This window comes from Pseudomonas sp. Irchel s3a12 (assembly GCF_900187485.1).
Classification (GTDB): domain Bacteria; phylum Pseudomonadota; class Gammaproteobacteria; order Pseudomonadales; family Pseudomonadaceae; genus Aquipseudomonas; species Aquipseudomonas neuropathica.
The window spans coordinates 190502-216328 of record NZ_FYDN01000001.1; the positions used below are offsets into that span (position 1 = coordinate 190502).

The 25827-nt window shown below is 62.0% G+C and carries 13 protein-coding genes; 7 read left to right on the forward strand and 6 right to left on the reverse strand.

Annotated elements, in window-relative coordinates; translation table 11 throughout:
• Window positions 1-3: 3 nt before the first annotated feature.
• Window positions 4-960: a zinc-binding alcohol dehydrogenase family protein gene (locus CKW14_RS00950; RefSeq protein WP_095124419.1), complete on the forward strand. Its 957-nt coding sequence runs from the start codon at window positions 4-6 to the stop codon at window positions 958-960.
• A gap of 138 nt (window positions 961-1098) precedes the next feature.
• Here the strand turns inward: CKW14_RS00950 and CKW14_RS00955 are convergent, their stop codons facing one another.
• On the reverse strand, window positions 1099-2121 hold the full coding sequence (locus tag CKW14_RS00955; protein WP_095124420.1) for a purine nucleoside permease: 1023 nt from the start codon (window positions 2119-2121) through the stop codon (window positions 1099-1101).
• A 15-nt stretch (window positions 2122-2136) separates the two neighbouring features.
• The gene (locus CKW14_RS00960; protein WP_095124421.1) at window positions 2137-3096 is read right to left on the reverse strand and encodes a nucleoside-specific channel-forming protein Tsx; all 960 of its coding nucleotides are present in this window, start codon (window positions 3094-3096) and stop codon (window positions 2137-2139) included.
• Window positions 3097-3608: 512 nt separating this feature from the next.
• Between CKW14_RS00960 and CKW14_RS00965 the strand changes: the two genes are divergently transcribed.
• The 3 genes from CKW14_RS00965 (at window position 3609) to mnmH (ending at window position 16501) form a co-directional block, all read left to right on the forward strand.
• Window positions 3609-14132: an autotransporter-associated beta strand repeat-containing protein gene (locus CKW14_RS00965; protein ID WP_095124422.1), complete on the forward strand. Its 10524-nt coding sequence runs from the start codon at window positions 3609-3611 to the stop codon at window positions 14130-14132.
• Window positions 14133-14363: 231 nt separating this feature from the next.
• Window positions 14364-15398 (forward strand): selenide, water dikinase SelD, encoded by a 1035-nt coding sequence (selD, locus tag CKW14_RS00970; RefSeq protein ID WP_095124423.1) that lies wholly within the window; start codon window positions 14364-14366, stop codon window positions 15396-15398.
• Window positions 15398-16501, forward strand: coding sequence for a tRNA 2-selenouridine(34) synthase MnmH (gene mnmH / locus CKW14_RS00975; RefSeq protein WP_095124424.1), 1104 nt, complete (start codon window positions 15398-15400; stop codon window positions 16499-16501). Before selD ends, mnmH begins: the two co-directional genes overlap by 1 nt.
• 135 nt (window positions 16502-16636) lie before the next feature.
• Here mnmH and CKW14_RS00980 read toward each other — a convergent pair whose 3' ends face one another.
• The gene (locus CKW14_RS00980; protein WP_007918234.1) at window positions 16637-17311 is read right to left on the reverse strand and encodes a hypothetical protein; all 675 of its coding nucleotides are present in this window, start codon (window positions 17309-17311) and stop codon (window positions 16637-16639) included.
• A gap of 343 nt (window positions 17312-17654) precedes the next feature.
• Here CKW14_RS00980 and CKW14_RS00985 point away from each other — a divergent pair, with 343 nt between their 5' ends.
• Window positions 17655-18353 carry a glutathione binding-like protein gene (locus CKW14_RS00985; RefSeq protein ID WP_095051005.1) on the forward strand — a complete coding sequence of 233 codons (699 nt, stop codon included), beginning with the start codon at window positions 17655-17657 and terminating at the stop codon, window positions 18351-18353.
• 255 nt (window positions 18354-18608) lie between these two features.
• Entirely contained in the window at window positions 18609-19583 is a 975-nt protein-coding gene (gene hemB / locus CKW14_RS00990) for a porphobilinogen synthase (protein WP_095051006.1), read from the forward strand.
• 128 nt (window positions 19584-19711) lie between these two features.
• On the opposite strand, the gene CKW14_RS00995 is transcribed toward hemB, so the two are convergent.
• A complete protein-coding gene (locus CKW14_RS00995) occupies window positions 19712-21247 on the reverse strand; it encodes an FAD-dependent oxidoreductase (protein ID WP_095124425.1) in 1536 nt (511 codons plus the stop codon).
• A gap of 449 nt (window positions 21248-21696) precedes the next feature.
• Window positions 21697-23901 (reverse strand): TonB-dependent siderophore receptor, encoded by a 2205-nt coding sequence (locus CKW14_RS01000; protein WP_095124426.1) that lies wholly within the window; start codon window positions 23899-23901, stop codon window positions 21697-21699.
• A gap of 273 nt (window positions 23902-24174) precedes the next feature.
• Between CKW14_RS01000 and CKW14_RS01005 the strand changes: the two genes are divergently transcribed.
• Window positions 24175-25266 (forward strand): DUF1615 domain-containing protein, encoded by a 1092-nt coding sequence (locus tag CKW14_RS01005; RefSeq protein ID WP_095124427.1) that lies wholly within the window; start codon window positions 24175-24177, stop codon window positions 25264-25266.
• 70 nt (window positions 25267-25336) lie between these two features.
• On the opposite strand, the gene CKW14_RS01010 is transcribed toward CKW14_RS01005, so the two are convergent.
• Window positions 25337-25777, reverse strand: coding sequence for a phage infection protein (locus CKW14_RS01010; protein WP_095124428.1), 441 nt, complete (start codon window positions 25775-25777; stop codon window positions 25337-25339).
• Between the last annotated feature and the right edge of the window lie 50 nt (window positions 25778-25827).

A 25827-nucleotide genomic window follows, 5' to 3' on the forward strand; every position in this document is an offset into this window, starting at 1 on the left:
CCCATGAAAGCACTGCAATTCGATAAAACCGGCGATCTGTCTGCCCTGCGTTACGTCGAGGTGCCGACCCCGGTACCCGGCGCTGACGAAGTGCTGGTGCAGATCAAGGCTGCCGGGCTGAATCCCAGCGATGTGAAAAACGTCCTGGGTCGTTTCCCCTATACCACGCTGCCACGGATTCCCGGTCGGGATTTTGCCGGTGTCGTTGTCGAAGGCCCGCAGGCCTTGATCGGTCAGGAAGTCTGGGGCACTGGTCGTGAGCTGGGCTTTTTTGCCGACGGCTCCCATGCGCAGTTCGTCAAACTGCCGGCCAATGGTGTGGCGCACAAACCTTCGCATCTGAGTTTCACCCAAGCCGCCAGCCTCGGCGTGCCGTACACGACGGCGTGGGATGCTTTGGAACGCAGTCTGGTAACGGCTGAAACACGTTTGCTGGTGATCGGTGGCGGTGCGGTGGCCACCGCTGCTTTGGCGCTGGCGAAAGTGCGCGGCGCGCAGTTGCTCGCGGCGGCGCGGCGCCCGGAGCAGGTGGCGGAGTTGCAGGCGCAGGGTTATCAGACGATTCAGCTGGATAAACCCGAAGACCTCGGTGCGCAAGTCAATGCGGTGTATCGCGGCGGCGCCGATGTGATCTTCGACACCACCGGTTTCTGGTTGCCAGCGTCGGTGGCGGCATTGGCCACCTTCGGCCGGATCGCGATCATCGCCGCGCCGGTGGACGGGCATGTGCAACTGCCGGCACTGGCGCTGTATCGCAAGGGCGGTTCGGTGGTCGGGATCAATTCGTTGTTGTATGGCGTTGAAGCGTGTGCGGCGATGCTCGAGCAGTTCGGGCGGTTCTTTGATGAAGGGTTGTTGCCGTTGCCGCAAGGGTTGGTCGAGGCGCCGTTGGCCGAAGGCCTGGCGCGCTACGCCGACGTCAATCAGGGCAGCGGTGACAAGATCATCCTTATCCCCTGATACACCTTAGATCTCCTTGACACCTAGCAAACTGTGGGAGCTGGCTTGCCAGCGATAGCGTCAGTTCAGGCAACTTCTTCTTTGCCTGTTCCGCCGCCATCGCTGGCAAGCCAGCTCCCACAGGGATTTTCGGTGTTCTTAAGAGGCGGGGACGCCGTTTTCCCACGCCGACCAGTTTTTCAGTATGTCCTGCACCAGCGGATTCCCCGCGCGATAGAGGTTTTCCAGCGCCGGTACGAAGCCGCCCTGATCGGCGTACTTGAGCAGGTTGTCCACTTCACTGCCGCCCGGCTCAGGACGGTCAAAGTCGGAGCCGGCACGCACCACAGCCAGACGTTGCACGTCGACCAGACCTTCACGGCTTGCACGCAGCAAGGCCTCATAGGTCGAGTTGTCTTCCTGCTGCGTCGTGCAGTATTCGCCCTTGTTATCGGTCAACAACTTGGTCCAGACCTCGGCCCGTTCGCTCAGGCGCGTGCCGGAGAACCAGGTGTTGCCGGCCAGTGTGTCGCAACGGGTCACCACCGGTGGTTGATTGGCCGGGGCCGACGGGTATTTCAGGCGCCACGCGGCGGATTCCTTGCTTTCGCTCAGCTCAACCTTGTGGCTCAGGGCGAACGCCTTGGCCTGCAGTTTCGGGTTGAGTTCAAAGACTTCGGTCTTGTAGTCCAACGGTGGTTTTTCGTTCGGGCCTTTGGTGTTGATGCCCAGGTAGCCGGTCGGCCAACTCGACGGCGCATCGCGCGAATCGATCTCCCATTGCGTGCCGAACTCCACCAGATAATGCGCCCACGCGGCGGTGCCGATAGTCCCGTGTTTCGGGCTGACGCCGGCGATACCGGCGATCAGGAAGTAACTTTTGCGCAGGTCGAATTTCGGCGACAGCGCCAACGCCAATGTCGAGGCGGCGGCGTTGGTCTGGCCCATGCCGGTGGTCAGCAGGCACACCTGCTGGGTGTTGCAGCGGATGCTCGGGTACTCGGCGGACAGGCCCGGCACGCGGATTTCCTGCTTCAGCTCCAGGCGATCGATCCAATGCTGCGCCTCGGGGGCGAACATGGTGATCAGCACGACTTTCGGTTGCATCGGTGCTTCGGCGGCCCACGCGGTGGAGGAGAGCACGGCCGCACCGGCCAGGGTCAAACGCATCATTGCTTGCATGGAAAACTCCTTGATTCAGAACTGATAACCGACGCCGGCGTAGTAACCCCAGCCGTTGGAACGCGCGCGGAAATTACCGTCGCCAAAATTCAGCTCGCTACCGTCTTCCCAGTTGCCGCCGTTGTGGAAGTAACGGCCGACCAGGGTGAAGCGCAAGTGCGTGAACGAGTAGAGCAGGACGTTGGTCGCCACCGTCGCATTGGCGGTGCGCGCGGGGTTGTCCTTATGGATGTCCGAGCCGAAATCGAAGTTGGTGAAGCCGATGTAGGTCAATGAGGCGCCGTTGCTGAATTTATCGATCGGCACGATGTACTTGAGCTGTGCACGGTAGCCGTCCCAGGAATATTCGTTGCTCGCGCCGTAGTTTTCCCACTGATAGCGACCGTAGAGGTTGGCCGACAGATTGACCCGCGAATGGGTGTCGATGTCGGTGCCGAAACCGCTGTAGAGGGTGTTGGCGCGGTTCTCTTTGCGGCTGCCGTGGTCATAGATCCAGTCGAACGCCACATACCATTCCTTGAACGGGCCGATGGCCAGGCTGCGGCCGGCGAGGTAGTCGATGGAAATGCGCGGTTCGTGCTCCATAAACACTGGTGAGCCGTGATCCCACACGCCTTTGTCGTGGCTGTTGCCGATGTTGAAGATCTTCGGAATGTCGATGTAGCCGTACAACTCGAACGGGCCTTTGCGGCCGAAGTACTCGTATTCCAGATAGATATCGTCGGCCGGTTGCGGGCCGAAGCTGATGTCTTTGCTGCCGATCAGCATCAGGTCCTGGTTGTACCAGTCCGACAGATAGGCGCCTTTTTTTGGCGGGCTGGCTTCGGGGCTGAGGGCTTCGCCCTGGGCGGATTCTTCGACTGGCGCCGGTTGCGCCAGAACGCTGTGGCTGAGAAGTCCGGTAACGCCGGTCAGTAGCAGGGAAACAGCGAGCGTGCGCGCAAACGGTGCGCGAAAAGGGCATGCGATGGGCATTCAAAGTCCTTTTTTTGCGGATCGAGGCCCGTGTTCCGTGGGCTTGTACGGTTTTGTTACGAAAACGTTGGTATTGACGTTACGCAAACGTTTGCACAAGGCGTACCAGTTTTCTCAATGCTCTGAAATATCGATGAATTCGCAAATTTAACTGACGGACTGATCAGGTATGCCTGCTCACCGCAAAACCCCTGTAGGAGTGAGCCTGCTCGCGATAGCGGTTTATCAATAAAACGTGGGCTGACTGACACACCGCCATCGCGAGCAGGCTCACTCCTACAGGTTCTGCGACAGGCTGAAGGCCCATGGATACGGGCTGAAACGCTGATTCCAGACCCCTCTAGTATTAAAGTATTAACACCATTTAATCCGTGCCCCATTGCCGGGCGTCTACTAGCGTTGTCCCCAGTAACGCGGTTTTGTGATGACCGTCGCAGTCTTGATTCGCGTGTGGAATAAGCACGGTTCTGCGCGCCCTCAAGGAAGAAATTGGCCACGACAAGGAGTAGCCCGTGGAAGCAAGGTTTGGTGTCGCCCTCGTTTCGCGTTTTTCCCCTCTTTCCCTTGCTGTGCATTTGAGCGTCGCCGGGCTGCTGTTCGGCGGCGTCAGCGCACCTGCGCTGGCCACGTGTTCCACGGCAGGTTCCACTGTGACCTGCACCGGCGTGCCGAGTCTGCCGCTGTTCCTCAACAACTTCTCCAGTGCCACCAGCGGTTTGACGGTCAACGTCAACAGCGGCGCGCAGATGAACGCGACCCTCGGCGGCCATGTGATGGACCTGACCGGGGTAAACATCTCCCTGAACAACTCCGGCACCCTCGACCCGGCGCTACTGGGCCTGGTCTCGGTGTTGAGTGGCGGCGCATTCATTGGCACCGGTGCGACCAGTACGGTCAGTGTGCTCAACAATGCCAGCGGGATCATTCGCGGCACGGGCATGTTGCTCGGGCTCAACCTGACCAGCATCGACGGCCTCGGGATTGCGGTGAACAACGCCGCTGCCGGCACCACTAGCATCACCAACAACGGCACCATCACGTCGACCGGTTTGTCGGTCGGCGGCATCACCCTCGCCGACACCCCGGTGGTCGGCGTCTACGGCGGTTCGCAGGTCAACATGACCAACAGCAGCACCGGTGTGATCAACGGCCGGATCGCGTTCGAAACGTCGGCGGCGGGCAATACCTTCACCAACGCCGGTGCGATTACCGGCGGTGTGTCGATGGGCGCGGCGAGCACCAACACCTTCACTGCGGTGACCGGCTCCAGCGTCAACGTCGGTGACGGTGTACAGATCAGCGTCGGCCTCGGCGGTTTGATCGGCATCAACCTGACCTTCGCCCCGACCGGTACGGTGGATGGCGGTGCGGGCGGCACCAACAGCCTGATCCTGCAAAACCCGGCTGGCGTCGGCGGCGGTATCACCGGGACTGGAACGGCATCGAGCGCCACCTACATCAACTTCAACAACCTGACCCTCAACAGCGGTACCTGGACCTTGCAGGGGCCATTGGTCAGTGGCGCGACCACGCTCAACGGCGGTATCGCGAATTTCAACAACAACGCCACCTTCGGCAGCGGTGTGCTCACCTCCAACGGCGGGGTTCTGCAGGCCAGCAACGCCGGGTTGAACATCAGCAATCTGATCTCCCTCGGCGCTGGCGGCGTGACGGTGCAAGGCGGCAACGCCACCACCCTGAGCGGGGTGATTTCCGGCAGCGGCGGTTTCACCAAGGCCGGTACCGGACAACTTAACCTCAGCGCCGCCAACACCTATCTGGGCAACACCACGCTCAATGGCGGCACGGTGCAACTGGGCAACAATCAGGCGTTCAGCACCGGCACGCTCAATGTGACCGGCGCGACAACGCTGAGCGCACCGGGCACCATCAGCCTGGCCAATGCCATCAGCCTCGGTGGAACCTTGACGGCCGGCGGCACCGGCGCACTGACCCTCGGCGGCTTGATCAGCGGCAGCAGTGGCTTGACCAAAACCGGCAGCGGCAGCCTGACTGTCAGCGGCGTCAACACCGGGTTCACCGGTACCACCACCCTCAGCGCCGGCAGCCTGCTGGTGACCAACAACAACTCGCTGGGCAGCGGTGCGCTGAACACTGCCGCCGGCACCAGTCTGGACAGCACCACCAACGTTACGCTGGCCAATAACATCGGCATGACCGGTGCGCTCAACGTGCTCGGCAGCAATGCCCTGACCCTTGGCGGCGTATTGTCCGGCACCGGCGGCATCACCAAATCCGGCAGTGCCAGCCTGACGTTGACCGGCAACAACAGCAACAGCGGCAACACGCTGCTCAATGCCGGTAGCCTGTTGGTGGGCAGCAACACCGCGCTGGGCACGGGCGCACTGAATACCGCCGCCGGGACCACGCTGGATGCGACGGCGGCGGTGACGTTGGCCAACGCCGTCGCAGTGACCGGGGCGCTGACCCTTGGCGGCACGCAGGCATTGGGCCTGAGTGGCGTCGTCAGCGGTGCGGGTAACCTGATCAAGAACGGCACCGCCAACCTGAGCCTCAGCGGCAACAACACGTTCTCCGGCGGCACCGCGCTCAACGCCGGCACGCTGATTGTCGGCTCCAACACCGCGCTGGGCACCGGGGCTTTGACCACGGCAGCCGGTACCACGCTGGACGCCAGCACCGCCGTTGCGTTGACTAACGCCGTTTCGCTCGGCGGCAACCTGAACGTCGGCGGCAGCGCCAACCTGACCCTCGGCGGCATCGTCAGCGGCAGCGGCGGGCTGACCAAAAACGGCGCGGCCAACCTGATTCTCAATGGCGCCAACACCTTCCTCGGGGCGGTCGCGTTGAACGCGGGCACGATCACCGCGGGCGCCAACGCGGCGCTCGGCAGCGGCAACATCACCGTCGGCGGCGTGGCCACCCTTGACAGCAATTCCGCTGTGACACTCAACAACGCGGTCATTCTCAACAACAGCCTGGGCATTGGCGGCAGCAACGCGCTGACCCTCGGCGGGGTGATCAGCGGCGCCAGCCAACTGGTGAAAAACGGCGCGGCCAATCTCACGCTCAGCGGCGTCAACACCTACAGCGGCGGCACCACGCTGAATGCCGGCAGCCTGACGGTCGGTAACGGCGCCGCACTGGGCACCGGCGGCTTGTCGGTGGAAGGTGCGGGCACGCTCAACAGCAGTTCGGCCGTGACCCTGAACAACAACGTGATTCTCAACGCCAACCTCACCGCCGGCGGCGCCAACGCGCTGACCCTCGGCGGGGTGATCAGTGGCGGCAATGGTTTGATCAAGACCGGCGCATCCAGCCTGACCCTCAACGGCATCAACACTTACACCGGCACCACGGCGCTGAATGCCGGTTCACTGATTGTCGGTTCCAGCACCGCCCTCGGGACCGGCACACTGAACGCCTCAAACGGCACCTCGCTGGATGCCAGCACCGCCGCGACCCTGGCCAACAACGTCAACCTCGCCGGCACTCTGACCCTGGGTGGCTCCAATGCGCTGACCCTCGGCGGCGTGGTCGCCGGTATCGGAGGACTGACCAAGAACGGCGCTGCCGACCTGACCCTCAACGGCGCCAACACTTATTTTGGCAACACCGCGTTGAACACCGGCAAACTGACCGTCGGCAGCAACACCGCGCTGGGTTCCGGTACGTTGAACGCGGCGGCCAACACCACGCTGGACGCCAACACGGCCGTCAGCCTGAACAATGCCGTGGCACTCGCTGGTGCCTTGAACATCGGCGGCACGGCGAATATGACCCTGACCGGTCTGGTCAGCGGCGTTGGCAGTCTGGTGAAAGACGGCGCGGCCAATCTGATTCTCAACGCCGCCAACAACTACGCCGGCGGCACCACGCTGAACGCCGGCACCTTGACCGTCGGCAACAGCTCGGCACTGGGTTCCGGTGCGCTGACCGTCGCGGGCGCCGCGACGCTGGACAGCAACTCGCCGCTGGTCAGCCTCAACAACGCGGTCGCGCTGAATGCGGCGCTGACCGTGGGCGGTACGCAGAACCTGACCCTCGGCGGCGTGACCAGCGGCACCGGCCAGTTGATCAAGGACGGCGCGGCCAACCTGACCCTCAATGGCAATAACACGTTCAGCGGCGGCACCACGCTCAATGCCGGTACGCTGACCCTGGGCAATGCCAACGGTCTGGGCAGCGGCGCATTAATCGTCGGTGGCGCGGCAACGCTGGATAACAGCGCTTCGTTTGGCATTGGTAACGCGGTTACTTTGAACGCTGGGCTGACCGTGGCCGGCAATAACGATTTGAGCTTGAACGGCATCATCGACGGCGCCGGCAGCCTGACCAAAAATGGTTTGTCTGACCTGACTCTGGCCGGCAACAACACCTTCACCGGTGCGCTGAATATCGTGTCCGGTAGCGTCACCACGCTCAACACCAATGCGCTGGGCAGCACTTCCGGGGTCAACATCAGCGCCGGCGCCGGGTTGAATCTGGGCAGTGACGCCAGCCTCGGCGCACTGACCGGCAGCGGCAGTGTGCAACTGACCGGCAGCAACACCCTGACCGTCGGCGGCGGCAACGTCACCAGCACCTTTGACGGCGATCTCAGCGGCAGCGGCGGCTTGGTCAAAGTCGGCACTGGCACGCTGAACCTCACCGGGATCAACGGCATCACCGGCAACACCGCGATCAATGGCGGCACCGTTGATCTCAGCGGCTCGCTGGGTAGTGCTCAACTCAACGTCAATACCGGCGGCACCCTGACCGGTACCGGCTCGGCGCTCGGTGCGGTAAACATCAACAACGGTGGGCATCTCGCGTTGTCGTCGGGCAACACCTTGTCGGCGAGTGCTCTGACTCTCGGCGCCGGCAGCAACGTTGATGTGGCACTGGGCACACCGTCGACCGCGTCGCTGATGAACGTCGGCGGCAACCTCACCCTCGACGGCAATCTCAATGTCACCGACGCCGGCGGCTTTGGCGTTGGTGTGTATCGCCTGTTCAACTACACCGGCAGCCTGACCAACCTCGGTCTGGACGTGGCCAGCGTGCCGGTCGGCTACGGCCTCGGCGATCTGCTGGTGCAAACCGGCGTGGCCAATCAGATCAACATTCAAGTCTCCGCGCCGAACAGCAACATCCGTTACTGGGACGGCAGCCAGACCATTGCCAACGGTGTGGTCGATGGCGGCAGCGGCACGTGGAATGCGGTCGGGACCAACTGGACCGATGCCAACGGCCTGGTCAACCAGCCGTGGGCCGGCGACTTCGCGGTGTTCCAGGGCAGCGCCGGCACTGTGACGGTGAACGGCACGCAAGCGTTCACCGGCATGCAATTCCTCACCGATGGCTACAACGTGGTTAACGGTGCGGCGGGGCAACTCACGGCGGTCAACGGCACCGGCGGCACCACTTCGTTGCGCGTCGATCCGGGCGTGACGGCGACCATCAATGCCAATATCGATGGCAGCGGCATCCTCAATAAACTCGATGCAGGCACCTTGGTGCTCAACGGCGCCAACACTTACAGCGGCGGCACGCAACTGGATGGCGGCAAGATTATCGTCGGCAGCAACACCGCACTCGGCACCGGAACGTTGACGGCGAATGCCGGTACGCAACTGGACAGCAACGCGGCGGTGACACTGGCTAACGCGGCGACGCTCAACGGCAACCTCACCGTGGTCGGCAGCAATGCGTTGACCCTCAACGGCGTGATTGGCGGCACCGGTGGCTTGATCAAAACCGGCACGGCCAATCTGACCCTCGGCGGCAATAACGCTTTCCTCGGCCCGGTGGCGCTGAATGCCGGCGGACTGATTCTGGCGTCGAACTCAGCGCTCGGCTCCGGCACGTTGAACGCGGCGGGCGGTACGACGCTGGATGCCAGCACGGCGGTTTCGGTAAACAACGCGGTCAACCTGGCCGGCAATCTCGGCATCGGCGGCACGGCGGATCTGACCTTGGCCGGTACGGTCAACGGCGCCGGCAGCCTGAGCAAAAACGGCGCGGCCAACCTGACCCTCAGCGGCAACAACAACTTCCTCGGCGGCACCACCCTGAACGCCGGCACCCTGACCGCCGGCAGCAACTCGGCACTGGGCCTGGGCAACCTGACCGTGGCGGGCGCCTCGGCGCTGGACAGCAACAGCGCGCTGAGCCTGGGCAACAACGTTGTGCTCAATGCCAATCTGAGCAACACCGGCAGCAACAATCTGACCCTCGCGGGTGTGGTCAGCGGCGCGGGTGGCTTGATCAAGGACGGCGCGTCGAACCTGACACTCAACGGCATCAACACCTTCACCGGCGGTACCACGCTGAATGCCGGCACGCTGACCCTTGGTACAGGCGCGTCGCTGGGCAGTGGCGCGCTGACCGTGGCCGGCGCTTCCACCCTCGACAACTCCGCGCCACTGGTGCTGGCCAACAACCTCAACGTCAACGCGAATCTGGCCCTGGCCGGCAACAACAACCTGACCCTTGGCGGTGTGATTGCCGGCGCCGGCACGTTGAGCAAAAACGGTCTGGCCGACGTCACGCTGAGTGGCAACAACACCTTCAGCGGCACGTTCGATGTGGCGTCCGGCAGCCTGACCACACTGAGTGGCGCAGCGCTGGGCAACAACGCTACGGTCAATCTCGCGGGTGGCGCGGCGCTGAATCTCGGTGCTTCGGGCAGCCTCGCCAGCCTTACCGGCAGCGGCACTGCGCTGATCGGTACGGGCAATACGTTGAGCCTTGGCGGCAACAACGTCAGCAGCACTTTCGCCGGCATCCTCAGCGGTGACGGCAGCCTGAGCAAACTCGGCAGCGGCACCCTGACCCTCAGCGGCATCAGCGATCTGACCGGCGACACCAGCGTCAACGCCGGCACCTTGCAGGTCAACGGCTCGCTGGCCAGCGGCAACGTGTTGGTCAACAACGGTGGCACCCTCGGCGGCAGCGGCACCTTGACCGGTGCCGTGACGGTGGCCGATGGCGGTCATCTGGCGGGCGTCACCGGCAGTACGCTGAACGTGAGTTCGCTGGTGTTCAACGGCAACTCAAACTTCGACGTCGGACTTGGCACACCGGTGTCCGGTGGCGGCAATGCGCTGGTCAGCGTTGGCGGCAACCTGACCCTCGACGGCACCCTCAATGTCAGCGACATCGGCGGTTTCGGCAGCGGTGTGTATCGCCTGATCGACTACACCGGCGGCCTGACCGACAACGGCATGCTCTTCGGCACGTTGCCGGGTAGCGTCAGCCCGGGCGATCTGCAACTGCAAACCGCGCTGGCCAATCAGATCAACCTGCTGGTCACCGCACCGGGCGTCACCGTGCAGTTCTGGGACGGCAATCAACTGGTGGCCAACGGTTCGGTCGAAGGCGGCAGCGGCACCTGGGGCACCGGCACCACCAACTGGACCGACGTCAACGGCACTACCAACCAGGCCTGGACCAACAGCTTCGCGGTGTTCCAGGGTGCGGCCGGCACGGTGACCGTCAACGGCGCGCAAACCATTACCGGCCTGCAGTTCGTCACCGATGGCTACAGCTTGGTGAATGGCACGGCGGGCTCGCTGAATCTGGTCAACGGTTCACTGGGCAATGCCACGGTGCGGGTTGACCCGAACGCCACGGCAACCATCGGTGTCGCGCTCAACGGCAGCGGCACGCTGGGCAAATACGACAGCGGTACGCTGGTGCTCAACGCGGCCAACGGCTACACCGGCGGCACGGCGCTCAATGGCGGCAAAATCGTGGTTGGCAACAACGCGGCGCTCGGCACTGGTGTGTTGACCGCTGCTGACGGCACGGCGCTGGACAGCAACGCGGCCGTCAGTCTGGGCAACGACGTGGTCGTCAATGGTGGTTTGACCGTTGCCGGCTCCAACGCCTTGACCCTCGACGGCGTGGTCAGCGGCAGCGGCAGCCTGATCAAGGCCGGCGCATCGAGCCTGACCCTCAACGGCAGCAACACTTTCAGTGGCGGCACTCAACTCGCCGGCGGCACGCTGGTTCTTGGCAACAACAGTGCGATCAGCAGCGCTGCGCTCAATGTGATCGGCAATGGCACCCTCGATAGCACTTCAGCGCTGCAACTGGCCAATGCCATCAACCTTGGCGCTCAACTGACCCTGGCCGGTAATCAGAACACCACATTGATCGGTGCGGTGACCGGCACCGGCAGTCTGCTGAAAAACGGTAGCGGCGATCTCGTTCTCAGTGGAGCTAACACTTACAGCGGTGGCACCACGCTGAACGGCGGCACGACGCGCGGTGACACCAGCAGCCTGCAAGGTGCGATCGTCAACAACGCGACCCTGACCTTCGAGCAAAACGCCGATGGCAGCTACACCGGCAATCTCACCGGCGCCGGTACGCTGAACAAAACCGGGGCTGGAGAGTTGCTGCTGACTGGCAACAACACCTTCACCGGCAACACCTCGGTGCAGGCTGGCAACCTGATCGTCAACGGCGTGCTCAACAGCGCCAATGTCGACGTTGCCAGCGGTGCGGGCATCGGCGGCGGTGGCCAGTTTGGGGGTGCCGTGCAACTGGCCAGCGGTGCGACGCTGCTGGGTGGCGGTACGGCAACGCCGTTGTCAGTCGGTTCGCTGGCCCTGTCGTCGGGGACCAATCTGGACTTCAGCCTCGGCTCGGCGGCCAGTTCGACCACGGTGGTCAATGTCGCCGGCAACCTGACCCTCGACGGTACGTTGAACATCAGCAACGCCGGCGGTTTCGGCACTGGGGTTTATCAACTGTTCAGCTATGGCGGCAGCCTGATCGACAACGGTCTGGTCTACGGTAGCCTGCCGGTGTCGGCGGCCAACCTGACCCTGCAAACCGCCATCGCCAATCAGATCAACCTGCTGGTGCAAGGCACCCCGGGTGAGGTGCAGTTCTGGAACGGTGGCACCACCAATCCGGACGGCAGCATCGGTGGCGGCAGCGGTGTGTGGGGGCCGGACACCAACTGGACCGATCCGAGTGGTACTCAGGCGCTGGCTTCAAATGGTCAGTTCGCGGTGTTCGGCGGTCAGGCAGGTACGGTTACGGTGCAGGGCAATCAGAACTTCACCGGCCTGCAATTCCTCTCCGGCGGCTACAGCCTGGTTCCAGGGGCTGGAGGTACGCTGACTCCGGTCAACGGCACGGACGGCAGCCTTGCACCGGTGCGGGTCAATGCCGGAGGGAGCGCAGAAATCTCCGCGCCGCTGGTGGGCACTGGCGGCATCGAGAAGCTTGATTCCGGCACGCTGGTATTGAGCGGCGCCAACACCTACAGCGGTGGCACCACGGTCAGCGGCGGTACGCTGGTCGGTAACACCACCAGCCTGCAGGGCAATATCCTCAACAACGCATCGCTGCTCTTCTTGCAGAACTTCAATGGTCAGTTCAATGGATCGCTGCGCGGACTTGGCGCGATGCTCAAACGCGGTACCGGCACCTTGCTGTTGACCGGTGATAATCCGTTCAGCGGCACAGTCGCGGTCGATCAAGGCGTGCTGCAAGTCGGCAGCCGTGCGGCGCGCGCTTCGTTGGGTGGGCAAGTCACCGTGGCCAACGGCGCCGGCCTGAGCGGTAATGGCAGCGTCGGCTCGGTGGTCAACCATGGCGTTGTCGCCTCGGGCTCCGAAGCAGGAACCCTGAGCGTGGCCGGTAACCTGACCAATGCGAGCGACGGGGTGCTGGCGCTGACCGTCAGTTCGCCAACCGCGACACCGCTGGCCGTCGGTGGCACCGCAACCTTGGGCGGCGCTTTGCAAGTGAATTCGCTGGCACCGTTCACCGGCAACACCACTTATTCGCTGATCACGGCGGGCGGTGGCGTGAATGGCACCTTCAGCGCTGCGGACCTGCCGCAATACGCGTTCCTCAACACAGCACTGGTGTATGACGCCAACGCGGTGAACCTGATGGTCAGCCGCAATGGCAATTCGTTCGCCGATGTCGCCGCCACTGGTAACCAGTTCCGCACCGCCACCGCGTTGTCGAACAACGGCCCGGCCGGTGCGGCGTTGCAGAACGAGATCGTCAACCTCAGTGTTGCCGGTGCGCGCAATGCCTTCGACAGTCTGTCCGGTGAGATCCACGCCAGCACCGCCAGTGCCATCCTTGAGGATTCGCGTTATGTGCGTGACGCAGTCAACGATCGCATGCGCCAACCGTCATGCAGCGCGGCGGATGATCCACGCCGTGCTCTGGCGCCAAGTGACAACCAATTGAGTAGCAACGGTTGCCACGGCGAAATGGTTGGCTGGGCGCGGGCTCTTGGTGCGTGGGGTGAGTCGGATGGCGACAGCAACGCGGCGAAACTCGACCGTAACCTCAGCGGCTTCATGCTCGGCACCGACAAGCAACTCGATGACCAGTGGCGCGTGGGCATGGCCGCCGGTTACACCCGCAGCGATCTCGATGCGCATGATCGTCGCTCGGATGCCACCGTTGAAAGCTACCATCTGGCGGCGTACCTCAATTCGCAGTTCGATGCACTCGCAGTGCGCCTCGGCGCGGCGTACAGCTGGCACGACATCGAGACCAAACGCAACGTCAGCGTCGGCAGCTACAACGACCGTCTGAAAGCCAACTACGACGCGCGCAGTGCGCAGGTGTTCGGTGAAGTCGGTTACACGATTGACGCCGGCGGCATTGCCCTTGAGCCGTTCGCCGGGCTGGCCTACGTCAACTACGACACCGACAAGGCCAAGGAGAAAGGCGGAGCAGGGCGCCTGGAGGCCGATGCCGATCAGGACATCACCTTCTCGACCCTCGGCGTGCGCGCCGGCAAAGTCATCACCCTGGCCAACGGCGGGCAATTCACCCCGCGTGCGGCGCTCGGCTGGCGACATGCCTTCGGCGACATCAAACCTGACGCCGACCTGACCTTCATCGACGGCGGCGCCTCGTTCAGCACCCAGGGCGTGCCGATCGCCAAGGACAGCGCCATCGTCGAAGCGGGTGTCGACTTCCAGATCAGCCCGACCGGCAAACTCGGCGTCGGCTACTCGGGTCAACTGTCGAACGACAGCAACGACCATGCGATGACCATCAGCTTCAGCCTGGGCTTCTGATTTAGGGGCGAAGCACTTTTAGCCGCCCGTAAGGGCGGTTTTTTTTGCCTTGTCTCAAGCTGCTCGTTCCCACGCTCTGCGTGGTAACGCCTCTAGGGACGCTCCGCGTTCCGGCTCCGTGAAGGGACGCGGAGCGTCCCGGGCTGCATTCCCACGCGGAGCGTTGGAACGATCGGATAGACCCGGCGTGCTCTGCTAGAATCGGCCCCATCAACAGCCTGAGACTCCCCCATGAGCGAGCCGATTCGTCTGACCCAATACAGCCACGGCGCCGGTTGCGGCTGCAAGATTTCCCCGCAGGTGCTGGAAGTGATTCTGGCCGGCAGCGGTGCGCAGAACCTTGATCCGAAACTGTGGGTCGGCAACGCCTCGCGCGATGACGCGGCGGTCTACGAGATCGATGCCGAGCGCGGTGTGGTCTCGACCACGGACTTTTTCATGCCGATCGTCGATGACCCGTTCGACTTCGGCCGCATCGCCGCGACCAATGCGATCAGCGACATCTACGCGATGGGCGGTGATCCGCTGATGGCCATCGCGATTCTCGGCTGGCCGGTCAATGTGCTGGCGCCGGAAGTGGCGCGTGAAGTGATTCGCGGCGGCCGTGCCGTGTGCGACGCGGCGGGCATTCCACTGGCAGGCGGGCATTCGATCGATGCGCCAGAGCCGATCTTCGGCCTCGCCGTCACCGGTCTGGTCGAGAAGCGCCATATGAAGCGCAACGACACCGCCACCGCCGGTTGCCTGTTGTACCTGACCAAACCGCTAGGCATCGGCATCCTCACCACCGCCGAGAAGAAGGGCAAGTTGCGCCCGGCCGACGTCGGCGTGGCCCGCGACTGGATGTGCACCCTGAACAAACCCGGCAGTCGCTTCGGCAAACTCGCCGGCGTTACAGCGATGACCGACGTTACCGGTTTCGGCCTGCTCGGGCATCTGGTGGAAATGGCCGATGGCAGCCAGCTCACCGCGCGCATCGCCTATGACCGTGTGCCGCGTCTGGACAGCGTCGAGTATTACCTCGATCAAGGTTGTGTCCCCGGCGGTACGCTGCGCAACTTCGACAGCTATGCGAGTAAGGTGGGCCGCGTGCAGGAACTGCACAAACGCGTGCTCTGCGACCCGCAAACCAGTGGCGGTCTGCTGATCGCGGTGACGCCGCAAGGCAATGAAGAATTCCTCGCTGTTGCCGCCGAACTGGGTCTGAACCTTGCGCCAATCGGCGAACTGGTTGAGCGACAGACGAACGCAGTCGAGGTGATTTGATGCTCCGCGACTGCACTGACTACCGAGACATTTTTCTCAACGACCGGCCGTTGATGGACGCCCGCGCACCGGTCGAATTTCACAAGGGCGCGTTCCCCGGCGTGATCAATCTGCCGCTGATGAACGACGTTGAACGGCAGAAGATCGGTACCTGCTACAAGCAACACGGCCAGCAGGCCGCCATCGAGCTGGGCCATCAACTGGTGTCGGGCGCGGTGAAGGCCGAGCGCATCCAGGCCTGGGCCGATTTTGCCCGCGCCCATCCTGACGGTTATCTGTATTGTTTTCGTGGCGGCCTGCGCTCGCAGATCACCCAGCAATGGCTGCGTGACGAGGCCGGCATCGACTATCCGCGCATCGGCGGTGGTTACAAAGCGATGCGCAACTTCCTTATCGACACCCTTGAGCAGGCCATCACACAGTGTGATTTCGTCCTGCTCGGCGGCATGACCGGCACTGGCAAGACCGAAGTGCTGGTGCAGTTGCGCAATGGCCTGGACCTGGAAGGGCACGCCAATCATCGTGGCTCAAGCTTCGGCAAACGCGCCACCGGACAGCCGTCGAACATCGATTTTGAAAACCGCCTGGCCATCGACATTCTCAAGAAACGCGACGCGGGGTTTGCGCAGTTCGTGCTGGAGGACGAGAGCCGGGTGGTCGGCAGTTGCGCCTTGCCGCTGCCGCTGTATCAGGGCATGCAGCAGTACCCGATGGTCTGGCTGGAAGACAGTTTTGACGATCGCGTGGAGCGGATTCTGCGTGATTACGTGGTGGATCTGTCTGCGGAATTTACGGCTGTGCACGGTGAAGAGGGCTTCACGTTGTTTTCTGAACGCTTGCTGGAAAGCCTCAACAATGTGCAAAAACGCCTCGGCGGCGAGCGTCATCGGCGAATGCTGTTGTTGATGGAAGAGGCGTTGATCGAGCAGGGGCGGAGTGGGGCGGTGGACTTGCATCGCGGCTGGATCGAAGGGTTGCTGCGTGAGTATTACGACCCGATGTATGTGTTTCAGCGCGAGAAGAAGGGCGGGCGGATCGAGTTTGCCGGGGAGCGTGGGGCGGTGCTTGAGTATCTGCGTGAGCGGGTGAATCAGAAGGATTGATAGTGCTTTTGCTGGCCTCATCGCTGGCAAGCCAGCTCCCACAGTTATTGCGGATGTACATGGATTTTGTGTACACCCTAGAACCCTGTGGGAGCTGGCTTGCCAGCGATGGGGCCGGTTCAGACAGAAGATGACTCAGGTCGGGCAGGTTTCCTTGCCATGATCCAGCCCCTGCTTGTAGCTGTGGCTCTGCAGACTGGCCTTGCCGTTGTGCCAGGTCAGGGTCAGTACATACAGCGAGTCAAAATCGTTGCCCGCCCAGTCCTCGGTGATGTTCTGTTTTTCGCCGACCGCTTTGCCCGCCACCTTGTTGATCAGCTCTGGCAGATAGCCGTGGGACCAGGCGGTGTAGATCGTCGAGTTGTGATACTTGTCTTCCAGCAGTTCGCGGGCCAGATCGCTGGTGTCGTTGGCCGAGAACTCGATGTTCACCGGCAGGCCGAGCTTGATCGCGGCGGGGCTGATGGTCATCAGCGGGCGAATGTAGCTGTAGGAATTATCCAGCTCACCTTCTTCGACATTGCGCGTTGGGTTGGCGGCAAACACGTAATCGGCCTTGCCGAATTTCTCCGGCAGCAGCGTCGACAGGTCGATGGCGCGGTTCAGGCCCTGACAGTTGAGCTGGCCGAGGCCACCTTCGGGTTTCTCCGCATGGCGCAGGAACACCAGCGTCTGGGTACCGTCCACCGGTTGCGCGCGGCTTTCGCTGGACTCCAGCGACAGGAACAGCGCACTGACGGCCAGCAGGGAAGGCAGGGCCACATATGCGCGGTGTTTGAAACGTTTGGCGAATCGCATAAGGATCGTCATGAAATAAAAGGTTCTTCAACAAATTCGGTTAAGGCTGACAAACCTTTACACCGCGGGCTCCCAGCACCGGGTGTTTTCCCTGTCTTGAACGGCTTCCTCTGCAACAAAGGCATAGCTCAGAGTCCCCTGAGGGCCGATTGGTTCGATCGTCCGAGTGCGCAGCACTCTAACGGCTACGTTCAGCGGCCTGGTGGCAGGTTAGCGACAGGATGTTACGGGTTCATGTAGGCGCTGGCGCAGGCTGTGATCTTTTTGCAGGCTGCAAAGGCTCAAGATCAAAAGATCGCTGCCTGCGCAGCGCCTACATTATGATCAGGCTTTAATTTGTGACTGGATGCTTCCCATGACCGATCTGTCCGCGTTCCCGATCACCCAGAAATGGCCGGCGCAGTACCCTGACTGGATTCAGCTCTATTCCTTGCCGACGCCCAATGGTGTCAAAGTCTCGATCATGCTCGAAGAGATCGGCCTGCCGTACGAACCGCACAAGGTCGCTTTCGACAGCAATGATCAATTGTCTGCCGAGTTCCTTTCGCTGAACCCGAACAACAAGATCCCGGCGATCCTGGATCCGCATGGCCCCGAAGATCAGCCACTGGCGCTGTTCGAATCCGGTGCGATCCTGATTTATCTGGCCGACAAAAGCGGCCAGTTGCTCGCGCAGGAAGGTGCGCAGCGCTACGAAACCATCCAGTGGCTGATGTTCCAGATGGGCGGCATCGGTCCAATGTTCGGCCAGCTCGGTTTCTTCAACAAATTCGCTGGCAAGGATTACGAGGACAAGCGCCCGCGTGATCGTTACGTCGATGAAAGCAAGCGTCTGCTCAAGGTGCTCGACGGCCGGCTCGAGGGTCGTGACTGGATCATGGGCGAGCGTTACACCATTGCCGATATCGCCACGTTTCCGTGGGTGCGTAACCTGATTGGGTTTTATGAGGCCGGTGATCTGGTCGGCATCAGCAACTTCCCGAATGTCACCCGCGTACTGGGGCGATTCCTCGCCCGCCCAGCGGTCATTCGCGGCCTGACCATCCCCTCATGATTTTCGGGCTATACACATAACCTTGTGGGAGCTGGCTTGCCAGCGATGACGCCGGTACAGTCGACATCTATGTTGACTGAACCACCGCCATCGCTGGCAAGCCAGCTCCCACAGGGATTTACAGTGTTCTGAAAGATTGTTACCCGCCCGGTAATGCACTCTTGATTGATCCAGGTTTGTACCGCGCGCCCCGCAAGGCATAAGCTTCGCCCCCTACGACTTTCGTCTCATCTGCCGTTTTCAGGAAAGGCCCCCATGTCCAGTCAGTTCCCCGAAGCACGTCCCCGCCGTCTGCGCCGCAATGCGAGCCTGCGCAGCCTGTTCCAGGAAACCGAATTCAGCCTGAACGATCTGGTCCTGCCGATTTTCGTTGAAGAAGAAATCGATGACTTCGTGCCGATCAAGAGCATGCCCGGGGTGATGCGCATTCCCGAGCGCAAACTGGCCAGCGAAATCGAGCGTTATGCCCGTGCTGGCGTCAAGTCGGTGATGACCTTCGGCGTGTCGCATCATCTGGACAGCAACGGCAGCGATACCTGGCGCGAGAATGGTCTGGTCTCGCGCATGTCGCGCATCGCCAAGGACGCTGTGCCGGAGATGATCGTGATGTCCGACACCTGCTTCTGCGAATACACCGATCACGGCCACTGCGGCGTGATGCACAACCATGAAGTCGACAACGACCAGACCCTGATCAACCTCGGCAAACAAGCTGTGGCGGCGGCCCGCGCTGGTGCCGACGTGATCGCGCCGTCAGCAGCGATGGATGGACAAGTGCGGGCGATTCGTCAGGCGCTGGATGCCGCCGGTTTCACCCAGATTCCGATCATGGCCTATTCGACCAAGTTCGCCTCGGCACTCTACGGCCCGTTCCGCGAGGCCGGTGGCAGTGCGCTGAAAGGCGACCGCAAAAGCTATCAGATGAACCCGATGAACCGCCGCGAAGCCCTGCGCGAATCGCTGCTCGACGAGCAGGAAGGCGCCGATGCGCTGATGGTCAAACCGGCCGGCGCTTACCTCGACATCATCCGCGACATTCGTGAAGCCTCGAACCTGCCGCTGGCGGCGTATCAGGTCAGTGGCGAGTACGCGATGATCAAGTTCGGCGCGCAGGCCGGGGCAATTGATGAGGATCGCGTGGTGCGAGAGAGTCTGGGCGCGATCAAGCGTGCGGGTGCTGATTTGATCTTTACTTACTTTGCGATGGATCTGGCCCTGGCCGGGATCTAAAGACCAACGCACAACCCTGTGGGAGCTGGCTTGCCAGCGATAGCGTCAGCACAGTCAAAATCAATCTTGACTGATCCACCGCTATCGCTGGCAAGCCAGCTCCCACAGGTTCTTGTGGTTTCCTTGGGTCAGAGGCAGGCAAAGAACGGGCGGATGCCGTGATCGCGGAAGTAGCGTTCAATCACTTTCGGATCCGCGCTGCTTTCGGCAATCGCCACATAAGTATCCGGGCGCAGCAGATAAAAACCGTTGCGCCCTAATCCTGCCGCGTCAAACGCCGGGCGCCAGTCGAACACATGCAGCGGTAAATGGTGTTCATTGCACCAGGCGATCATTTCGTCGCTGGTGTCGCCGTACACGTGCACCTGCCAGCATGGTTGCCTTAGCGGTTCGTAATTATCCCCCTCACCATCATGCGCCCACGGCAAGCGATCGCCGCCATGCACGTGGCCGGCGGCGCCCTGGCTCAGCGGCATGCCGCGATAGTTGAGGGTGACTTGTGACACGGTGCGAAAAAGGAACTCGCGACTGGCCTCGAACGAAGCCATTTTCGGGATCAGAAACGGTGCCACACGCATGCGTAGCAGATCGGCCATGCGTCCTTCGGCAGTGACAAAACTGAAGACTTTGTCGGTGGTCGACACCAGTCGGCGGGCGAAGGCAATGCGTTCGGTTTCGTAGCTGTCGAGCAGGCTTGGTTCGGCGCCACCGCTGAGCACAGCGGCGAGTTTCCACGCCAGATTGATCGCGTCGCCAATGCCGGTGTTCATGCCCTGACCGCCCGCCGGGCTGTGCACATGCGCGGCATCGCCGAGCAGAAACGCACGACCGCTGCGAAAATGCTCGGCCACGCGGTGATGCACGCGGTAGGTCGAGAACCAGTGCACGTCTTCGATATGCACTTTCAGATGTTCGATGGCACGGCTGCTGACGTCGGAGAATTCCAGGCTTTCGGCGCGATCCGCGCGCTCATCACGCACCGTGCCGATCAGACGGGCACGGCCTTCGCCGGCCAGGGGAAACACGGCGAGGAAGTCCGCCTCATCCAGATCCAGGTGCAACTCGCCGTTCATAGCCGGGCCGCTGGCCTTGACGTCGGCGACGTAGAAAATCTGCTGATAGGTGCCGCCGGGAAAACCGGTGTCGAGGGTTTTGCGCACCACTGAGCGGGCGCCATCACATCCCGCCAGATAACAGGCCTGGCAGATTTCCTGCTCGCCATCGGGCAGGCGCAAGTGCGCGGTGAGGCCGTCGCCGGTTTCCTCGAAGCTTTCCAGGGTGGTATCGCGTTCGACCGTGACCCCATAGTCTTCAAGACGCTCGATCAGCAGCCGTTCGTGTTGATCCTGCGGGAAGATTTCGACGAATGCGTAGGGTGTCAGGCCTTCGCCGATGCGGTTCAGTGGCAACTGCGCGACCGGTTTACCGTTGACCCAGAAATTCGCCGCCGCCACCCGATGGCCGTTGCGCACCACGGTGTCGGCGAGGTCCAGTTGCCGGTACAACTCGAGGGTGCGCGCCTGCACCGCCAGCGCTCGCGACGTGGTACCGGGCGCGGAGGCCTTGTCGATGATCCGCACGCGCACGCCCAGTTTGCTCAGCCACAGGGCCAGCACCAGCCCGGTGGGGCCGGCGCCGATGATCAGAACGTCGCTGCGGTTCATGGGCCTGTCCTCCGTTTGCTGTGCAGCAAGTATGGATCAGCAGGAGCGGGTGGCCAGTTGATCGGCCAGACGGAAGACGGCCCCGCAGCGGTGAGGCTGTGGGGCCTTTTTTGGGTGTTCGGCGGGAAGGTATTCGCGGTAGTGAAATTTACCCCCTCACCCCAGCCCTCTCCCCCAGGGGGGCGAGGGGGAAAGGGAGCCGATTTGTATGCTTTTCAAAACCTGAGTTCGACTCGATGGCACACGTCGACGTAACTCGAAAGAACACCACATCAGTCCCCTCTCCTTTGAAAGGCGAGGGGGAAAGGGAGCCGATTTGTGTGTTTTTTAAGACTTGAGTTCGACTCGATATTTCAGGTCGGTGTAACTTGCAAGAACACCACGGTCAGTCCCCTCTCCCTCTGGGAGAGGGTTAGGCGGGCGGCGTTCCGATGAGGGGCTTTTCAGCCTTAGAAATCAATAGTCCCGGACAACTTCGCCACCCGCGGCTCACCCTGAGTCAGATACCCCCCCTGAGCCGATTCCCAATACTTCTTGTTCGCCAGATTTTCCACGCCCAGACGCACGGTCACGTCCTTCTCCGACACCTTGAACGCATAACGCGCCCCCGCATCGAAGCGGTTCCAGGTCGGCAGGCTGAGGTTGTTCGCCGCATCTGCATACTGGCCGCCAGTGCGCAGCATCCGCGCATTCAGCGCCACGCCTTGCAGACCCGGCACGTCCCAATCCGCACCGGCGTTGAACTGGAAGGTCGGCACACCGATCGCACGGTTGCCGTCGTTGGCGCCATTGAGGGTGTTCTTCAGTTCGGTGTCCATCAGGGTCAGACCGCTGATCAGGCGCAGACCATTGATCGGTTCGCCGAACACGTTCATTTCCACGCCTTTGTTGATCTGCTCGCCTTCACGCACGTAGGTGCAGGTAGTCGCACTGTCGATTTCGCAGTAACCATCGCTCGGCTGCTCGATGCGATAAACACCGAGGCTGGCGCCGTAAGTGCCCATGTCGACTTTCACCCCGACTTCGGTCTGCTTGGAACGCGCGGGTGCATAGACTTCGTTGCCGTTGGTCACACGGAATCCGCCAGAACTGGTCGGCGAAGTCGGGCCCTGGGCCAGGCCTTCGATGTGGTTGGCGTAGAACGACACATGGTCCCACGGCTTGAACACCACGCCGTAGACGGGTGTGGTGATCGATTCGTCGTAGCTCGACTTGCGACCGCCGCTGCCCCAACTGGCGTAGTTGTAGCCTTGCACCACCAGTTGCTGGCGACGCAGGCCGGCGGTGACCAGCAGGCGATCATCGAAGAAACCGAGGGTGTCAGAGAGTGCGATGCTGCGGTTGAAGGTCTTGCCGACGATGCCGGGATCATTCAAGTCGCCGCCGGCAAAGTTGCCCACCGGCGACGGCGTTTGCACCGGGTGGTAGATGTTGTTGGCGTATTGGGTCAGGTCAAAATCATAGGCGCTGCGCTGCTCGGCCCAGATGCCGGTCAGGCCGAAGTTGAGCTTGTGGCTGACCGACCCGGTGTTGAATTTACCGTTGAGGCCGGCCATCACGCTGGTGTTGTCTTCGTCGTGCGGAATGAACGAGCCGGTGGTGAACGACGCGCCGTTGTTACCGACCAGCGTGGTCGAGTTGTAGCGCCCGACTTCGCGGGTGTGCTTGGCGCCGCCAGCGGCGTAGGCAGTCCAGTTGTCGTTCAGGTCGTACTCGGCGCGAAGCATGCCGAAGGTGTCTTCGATGTCGGTGTAGCCCCACTTCGGCGCGTAGTTGGTGTCGGCCGAGGGCGCGTCTGGAATGTGCGTGGCAGTGCCGAGGTTGACCGAGTTACGACCACCGTTGACGCGTTCTTTCTGGTAGGCGAAGTCGCCGGAGAGGCGCAGGGCGTCGCCGCGATAATCGAGGCCGATGGCAAACAGTTTCGAGCGCTGGTTCTCGTGGTCGATACCGGTGTCGCCTTCGCGCTGGGACAGGTTGATCCGGGCGCCGAAGCGGTTGTCTTCACCGAAACGCTGGCCGATGTCGAAGTGATGACCGATACGGCCTTCGCTGTTGATGTCGGTGGTGTAACGACGCAGCGGCACATCGCCGGCGCGCTTCGGTTGCAAGTTGACGCCGCCGCCGATGCCGGAGCCGGTCGGGGTCACGCCGTTGATAAAGGCGTTCGGGCCTTTGAAAACTTCCACGCGCTCCAGGGCATCGGTGGAAATGATCTGCCGGGGCAGCACGCCGTACAGGCCGTTATAGGAAATGTCGTCGCCGTTCAGTGGCAAGCCACGGATCATGAAGACCTGCGCCTGGTTGCCGTAACCGGACGCCTGACGTACCGAGGAATCGTTGAGCAGCACGTCGGCGACGTCTTCGGCCTGCTGATCCTGAATCAATTGTTCGGTGTAGGACGCGGCGCTGAACGGCACGTCCATCATGTCCTGATTGCCGAGCACGCCGAGTTGACCACCACGGGCGACCTGACCACCCGCGTAAACCGGGGGCAGGGCGTTGGGCGTCGGGGCTTGGGCGTTGACGTTGACGTCGTCCAGCACCAGCGCTTTGGTATCGCCTTCTGCGGCTTGGGCGGTGATGGTCAGGGAACACAGCAGGGCGAGAAGCGTCGGGCGAAACGGGACGGCGAGTCGAGCTGGAACGGGCATGTAGATACCTGGAGGCGCACGGCCGGTGAGAAAAATAAGGGCGGCGCGGGAACTCCTTGCGCAAATGCGACTCCAGGCGCAAATGATAGGTTTTCTCAGTAACGTTTTGCAATCAGTTTGTCATCACCCTCTCAAAACACACATCACCTGTAGGAGCTGCCGCAGGCTGCGATCTTTTGATCTTGTTTTTTAAAATCAAAAGATCGCAGCCTGCGGCAGCTCCTACACGGATTGTGTATGGTGGTTTGGGCTTAACGGACTGGATAAAGCTTCATGCACAACTTTCAATTACCGATCACCCTCGCCGTACTGCTGGTGCTCGCCGGTTGCGCGGGGCAACGCAGTACCGAGCCGGTGCCCCGTGCGCCTGCTGAAGTGAAGGCCGAGATCGTGCGGCTGATGCCGGCCAAGACTGCCGATCGCCAAGGCTGGGCCACCGATATCTACGCCGCGTTTGCCGCGCAGAACATCAGCCCGACCACGCAAAATCTGTGTTCGGTGCTGGCCGTCGCCGAGCAGGAATCGACCTTCCAGGCCGACCCCACGGTGCCAGGCCTGGGCAAAATCGCTCGCGACGAAATCGACCGTCGCGCTGCCAAAGTGCACATCCCCAGCTTGTTGGTCAGCGGCGCGCTGCAAGTGCGCTCAACCAACGGCAGGACCTACAGCGAACGCTTGAATACGGCGCGCAGTGAGAAAGAACTCAGTGGTATTTTCGACGACTTCATCGGCCGGGTGCCGATGGGCCGTACGCTGTTCGGCGGTTTTAACCCGGTGCACACCGGCGGGCCGATGCAGGTCAGCATCGAATTTGCCGAACAGCACGCCAAGGATTATCCGTATCCGGTTGACGGCACGATCCGCCGTGAAGTGTTCAGCCGCCGTGGTGGCATGTATTTCGGCATCGCACATTTGCTCGGTTATCCGGTGAGTTATCGCGAGCCGCTGTATCGGTTTGCCGATTTCAACGCCGGTTGGTACGCCAGTCGCAATGCCGCGTTTCAGAATGCGGTGAGCCGCGCTTCGGGCATCCCGCTGGCGCTCGATGGCGACCTGATCCGCTACGACTCGATCATGCCCGGCGGCACGGAACTGGCGGTGCGCACCCTCGGCAAGTCGCTGGGCATGCGCAACCCGACGATTCGCGACCAATTGGAGAAGGGCAAAACCCTGGAGTTCGAAGAGACCAAGCTCTATCAGCGAGTGTTCGAACTGGCGGAGCAAGCGGAGGGGAAAAAGCTGCCGCGCGCGGTGTTGCCGGGGATCGTGCTGCAGAGCCCGAAGATCACCCGCAAACTCACCACAGCTTGGTTCGCCAAGCGCGTGGACGAGCGCTACAAGCGCTGCATGGCCAAGGCCGGATAAATCAGGCAGACATAAAAAACCCGGCCAAGGGAGCCGGGTTTCTCTGGGTTGTTGCGCTTACAGCCAATCATCAGGCAACGCGGCGTTCGATCAGACGATCCGAACCACCTTCAGCGACGCGACGTTCGATCAGACGATCCGAACCACCTTCGGCAACGCGACGTTCGATCAGACGATCCGAACCACCTTCAGCGACGCGACGTTCGATGAGACGATCCGAGCCACCTTCAGCAACGCGACGTTCGATCAGACGATCCGAACCACCTTCGGCAACGCGACGTTCGATCAGACGATCCGAACCACCTTCAGCGACGCGACGTTCCAGCAGACGATCAGCGCCACCTTCAGCAACGCGACGTTCGATCAGACGATCCGAACCACCTTCAGCCACACGGCTTTCGATCAGTTTGTCCGAGCCGCCTTCGGCGATCATGGTGTGGGCCGGGGTAGCGGCGAAAGCGTTGATAGCGAAGACCGAGAAAGCGATGCCGAGAAGAGTTTGGCGTTTCATGATGGTGTGCTCCGGGGTGTTGTTGGTTGGTATGGAGCAGATGTTACGCC

Bases quoted from the DNA above. Each gene is read 5' to 3' on its own strand.
- CKW14_RS00960 (WP_095124421.1), bottom strand. From the start codon at position 3,096: ATGCCCATCGCATGCCCTTTTCGCGCACCGTTTGCGCGCACGCTCGCT.
- CKW14_RS01010 (WP_095124428.1), bottom strand. From the start codon at position 25,777: ATGAAACGCCAAACTCTTCTCGGCATCGCTTTCTCGGTCTTCGCTATC.
- CKW14_RS00985 (WP_095051005.1), top strand. From the start codon at position 17,655: ATGACCGATCTGTCCGCGTTCCCGATCACCCAGAAATGGCCGGCGCAG.
- mnmH (WP_095124424.1), top strand. From the start codon at position 15,398: ATGCTCCGCGACTGCACTGACTACCGAGACATTTTTCTCAACGACCGG.
- CKW14_RS00980 (WP_007918234.1), bottom strand. From the start codon at position 17,311: ATGACGATCCTTATGCGATTCGCCAAACGTTTCAAACACCGCGCATAT.
- CKW14_RS01000 (WP_095124426.1), bottom strand. From the start codon at position 23,901: ATGCCCGTTCCAGCTCGACTCGCCGTCCCGTTTCGCCCGACGCTTCTC.
- CKW14_RS00950 (WP_095124419.1), top strand. From the start codon at position 4: ATGAAAGCACTGCAATTCGATAAAACCGGCGATCTGTCTGCCCTGCGT.
- CKW14_RS01005 (WP_095124427.1), top strand. From the start codon at position 24,175: ATGCACAACTTTCAATTACCGATCACCCTCGCCGTACTGCTGGTGCTC.
- selD (WP_095124423.1), top strand. From the start codon at position 14,364: ATGAGCGAGCCGATTCGTCTGACCCAATACAGCCACGGCGCCGGTTGC.
- CKW14_RS00995 (WP_095124425.1), bottom strand. From the start codon at position 21,247: ATGAACCGCAGCGACGTTCTGATCATCGGCGCCGGCCCCACCGGGCTG.
- CKW14_RS00955 (WP_095124420.1), bottom strand. From the start codon at position 2,121: ATGCAAGCAATGATGCGTTTGACCCTGGCCGGTGCGGCCGTGCTCTCC.
- hemB (WP_095051006.1), top strand. From the start codon at position 18,609: ATGTCCAGTCAGTTCCCCGAAGCACGTCCCCGCCGTCTGCGCCGCAAT.